This window comes from Isoptericola sp. NPDC057191 (assembly GCF_042670225.1).
Taxonomy (GTDB): Bacteria; Actinomycetota; Actinomycetes; order Actinomycetales; family Cellulomonadaceae; genus Isoptericola.
Map to the genome: position 1 here is coordinate 1 of NZ_JBHUWC010000253.1, position 4185 is coordinate 4185.

Genomic DNA, 4185 nt, shown 5'->3' on the forward strand with positions numbered 1-4185 from the left:
GCCGGAGACCGGCCGGGGCGCGCCGCACGTGCCGTCAGGCGTCCAGCCGCAGCCGGGCTCCGAGAGCGCCGGCGGCGACGACGGCGGCGCCCGCGACGAGGACCACGTCCTTGAGCACGTACTGGCCCAGCAGGGTCATGCCGTGGCCGAACAGCTCGTCGCCGAAGAGCGCGACCGGGGACAGGATGCCGACCATCGCCACGGCCAGGACGAGGAGGCCCACGCGCAGGAACCGGCCGGACAGCAGGGTGAGGCCGATGAAGGTCTCCATGACGGCGGTCAGGAGCACGGCCGCAGCGCCCGGCACCAGGCCGAACGTCAGGGTCTCCACGGTGCGGGCGGCGATCTCCTCGGCAGGGCTGGCGCCGGGGAAGAACTTCAGCACCCCGAAGCCGAGGAACACGAGGCCGAGCGCCACCCGCAGGGCGGGGACCGACCACCGGGTGAGGAAGCGCGCGAGGGCGGTCACGGCGACGTCGGCGCGCAGGGCCATCTGCTCGACGACCCGGCGCGGCCCCGCGACGTCGCGCACGGGAGCGGCCTGCGCCGCCGTCGGGGCCGCGTTGTCGGGGGACGCCGGGGCCGTGGCGGTGCGGCGTGCGGCGGCGTTGCGGTGGGTCGAGGTGGAGACGGACATGGTGGTGCTCTCTTCCGGGAGTCGGTGCGCGGCCACGGTGGCCGCCCCAGGAGAGAGGACGCGTCGTGGCCGCCGATGCGGGGCGGCCCAGATTTCGCCCGGTCGTAACCCCTTCCGCTTCCAGTGAGTAAGTGATTAGATCACTTCTCATGACGACGGAGTCGGGGCAGGTCCCGCGCCCCACCCTCAGCGGGACCCTCGCGGACGCCGTGATCCAGCTGATCGGCGACGAGGGGCTCGTCGCGGGCGAGCGCATCGGCCCGCAGCGTGACCTGGCGGCGCGGTTCGGCGTCGCGGTGCCGACGATGCGCGAGGCGCTGCGCCGGCTCGAGGGGATGGGGATCCTGTCCTTCCGGCACGGCTCCGGCATCTACGTCGGAGAGAACTATCACCGCAGCGTCCTGCCCAACGCGGTCGCGCCGCCCGCCGACCGGGACCGCCTGATCACGCTCATCCAGGCCCGCGCCGTGATCGAGCCCGCCATCGCCCGCCAGGCGGCGGTCGTGCGCGAGCCCACCGCGCTCGCCCGCCTGGCTGACCTCCTGGCCGAGGCCCGCGAGTGCCTCGAGACCGGGGCGGACCGGCTCTGGCGGGTGAACGTCGACCTGCACCGAGCCGTGGCGGACGCCGCCGGGAACACGATCCTGTCGGAGGTGCTCGACGTCATCCTGCTGCTGCACGCCGAGGACCAGCGCCGGATCCTCGCGCTGCACGGCGACCCGGAGTCCGACTACGAGGAGCACGCCGAGCTGGTGCGTCTCGTGACCGAGGGCCGGCCGGACGCCGTCGCCGACCTGATGCACGCGCACCTCACCGAGGTGGTGGCCGCCATCGCTGCGGCGCAGCCCTGACGACCGGCCCGCACCGCACTCCACCGCAAGCGCACCGCACCGCACTGTCACGCCCACCCACGGACCACCACGATCACGACGGAGTGATGACGATGGACTCGACACGCAGGAACGCCCTGGCTGCCACGCTGGCGTGCGGCCTCACCCTGGCCGCCGGCCTCACGACCGCGGTCCCCGCCGCGGCCGCGACCCCTGCAGGGGCCGCGCACAGCTGCTCGCTCGACGGCGCCACCGTCACGGCGACGGCGACGGCACCCTCCCCGCTCCAGGACACGTTCTCGTCCTACGGCGACTCCGGCGCCGGCTGGACGGGCGCGGACAGCACGTACTCCGTCCCGCTGCGCGACGGCAGGTCGGCGTGGATCTTCTCGGACACCTTCCTGGGGCCGGTGGAGGCGGACGGCAGCCGGCCGCAGACCACGCCCTTCCTCAACAACTCGATCGTGCTCCAGGACGGTGACACGCTCTCGACCGTCACGGGCGGCACCCCCGCTGCGCCGGAGAGCATCGTCGGCCCCGACCCCGACGGCGACTGGCACTGGTTCGGCGCGGGCCTGACGACGCGGCCGGGCGACCTGCAGGTGGGCGTGCTGGAGTTCGCGCGGTTCGGCACCGGGACCTGGGACTGGGGCTGGAGCGGGTCGTCGGTGGCGACCCTCGACACCGACACCTGGCAGGTGACCTCGGTGGACCCGTTGCCGTCGGGTGCCGGTGTCCAGTGGGCGTCCTGGTACCAGCGGTCGGGCGGGGACGTCCTCGTCTACGGGGTCGAGGACCGCGGCGCCGAGAAGTTCATGCACGTCGCCAAGGTGCTCGGCGGCGACCTCGCCGCCACCGCGCGCTGGCGCTACTGGGACGGCGAGCGGTGGGTGCGCGACGAGGCCGCGTCCGCCCGGGTGATGTCCGGCGTCGCGAACGAGTACAGCGTGACGCCCTACCGCGACGGCTGGCTCCTGGTCACCCAGGACACGTCGGTGCCGTTCAGCAACGAGATCAAGGCGTACGTCTCGTGCTCGCCCACCGGCCCGTTCACGGGCGGCGCGACGATCCACCGCATGCCCGAGGTCGGCGCGTGGGGCACCTACGGCGACCCGGACGTCATCGCGTACAACGCCCACGAGCACCCCGAGCTGCGCGACGACGACACGCTCCTGGTGACCTACAACGTCAACTCCGTGGACCCCGACGACCTGTACGCGGACGTGTCGATCTACCGCCCCCGGTTCGTCGAGATCACGCTCGACGTCCAGCACTGACGACCCACGACCTACGACCCATGACCCATCACGACGAGGTGAGACGAATGAAGCGTTCCCGGATCTTGGCCGGCGCCACGGTGGCGTCCCTGGCTCTCGGCCTGGCGGCCTGCTCGAGCGACGACGGCGGCGGGGGCGGCGACGACGCCGGCGGCGACGTCACGCTCGGCTTCTACACGGACAAGGCCGCCTGGGAGCCCAGCTTCGACGACATGAACGACGCGTCCAAGGCGCAGGGCACCACCCTGGACTTCACCGGCTACTCCGACGCCACCGCGTACGACAGCTTCATCAAGCAGTCGTTCCGCACGAAGAAGGTGCCCGACCTGTTCACGTGGCACACCGGCAGCCAGCTGGCCGACCTCGTCGACCAGGGCCTGGTCGCCGAGACCACCGACCTGTGGACGAAGGCGGAGGCCGACGGGCTCGTGCCCCCGGGCCTGAAGGACAACTACACGTACGACGGCAAGCAGTACTGCGTGCCGCTGAACGTGGCGTACTGGGCCGTCTACTACAACAAGAAGGTCTTCGCCGACAACGGCATCGAGGTGCCGACCACCTTCGCGGAGATGATGGACGCGGCGAAGAAGCTGAAGGCCGCGGGCGTCACGCCGTTCCACCAGATGAACATCATCTTCGAGTTCGCCTGGTTCCAGGCGCTGCTCGCCGGGAACGCGCCCGACGTCTACCAGGGCCTGCAGACCGGCGACGCGTCCTACCTCGACCCGAAGGTCGTCGAGGTGATGGACCAGTGGAAGTCGATGATCGACGACGGCTACTACAACGACCCGGGCGTCACGACGGACCCGCAGACGATGCTCAAGAACGGCGACGTCGCGATGGCCTACTTCGGGACCTTCCTCACGGGCCAGCTGACCGACGTGGGCGCGAAGTCCGGCGACGACTACGGCATCTTCACCATGCCGAGCATGAACCCGGCCTCGGGCAACCAGATGGTCCTGGAGACCGGCCCGCTGTGCGTGGGGAAGGGGTCGGAGCACGAGCAGCAGGCGCTGGACTACAGCGCGTGGTGGATGAGCGACGACGCGCAGAGCGCCTGGTCGTCCTCGCGCGGCGACGTGTCCTTCAACCCGCACGTCAAGGTCGAGGACCCGGAGCTGCAGAAGCTGGTGGACCAGGTCAACGGCGGCGACTACACGATCCAGCAGCGCTACCTCGAGGCCAACCCGCTGCCGGTCTACACCCTGTCGACCGAGATCTTCGGCGACTTCGTGACCAACGCGCCCGACCCGCAGCCGGGGCTGCAGCGCCTCCAGGACGAGGCCGACAAGTACTGGGCCGACCAGGGCTGAGCCCGCGCACCACGTTCGTCGCGGCGCCGGGGGGCCCCGGCCCCCCCCGGCGCCCGCCGGAGAGGCCTCCCCACACCCCCCCCCCCCCCCCCCCCCCGCCCCCCCCCAGCACCCCCCCCCCCCGCCCC

At 71.9% G+C, this 4185-nt stretch carries 4 protein-coding genes; 3 read left to right on the forward strand and 1 reads right to left on the reverse strand.

Going from position 1 to position 4185, the window contains the following annotated elements; all coding sequences use genetic code 11:
• Window positions 1-34: 34 nt before the first annotated feature.
• On the reverse strand, window positions 35-637 hold the full coding sequence (locus ACFT55_RS19260; RefSeq protein ID WP_380245459.1) for a DoxX family protein: 603 nt from the start codon (window positions 635-637) through the stop codon (window positions 35-37).
• 149 nt (window positions 638-786) lie between these two features.
• On the opposite strand from ACFT55_RS19260, the gene ACFT55_RS19265 reads away from it, so the two are divergent.
• From ACFT55_RS19265 to ACFT55_RS19275, 3 genes are all read left to right on the forward strand, one after another.
• The gene (locus tag ACFT55_RS19265) at window positions 787-1488 is read left to right on the forward strand and encodes a FadR/GntR family transcriptional regulator (protein ID WP_380245460.1); all 702 of its coding nucleotides are present in this window, start codon (window positions 787-789) and stop codon (window positions 1486-1488) included.
• Window positions 1489-1580: 92 nt separating this feature from the next.
• Window positions 1581-2744 carry a DUF4185 domain-containing protein gene (locus ACFT55_RS19270; protein WP_380245461.1) on the forward strand — a complete coding sequence of 388 codons (1164 nt, stop codon included), beginning with the start codon at window positions 1581-1583 and terminating at the stop codon, window positions 2742-2744.
• 47 nt (window positions 2745-2791) lie between these two features.
• Window positions 2792-4057 carry an ABC transporter substrate-binding protein gene (locus ACFT55_RS19275; protein WP_380245462.1) on the forward strand — a complete coding sequence of 422 codons (1266 nt, stop codon included), beginning with the start codon at window positions 2792-2794 and terminating at the stop codon, window positions 4055-4057.
• The last annotated feature ends 128 nt before the right edge of the window (window positions 4058-4185 follow it).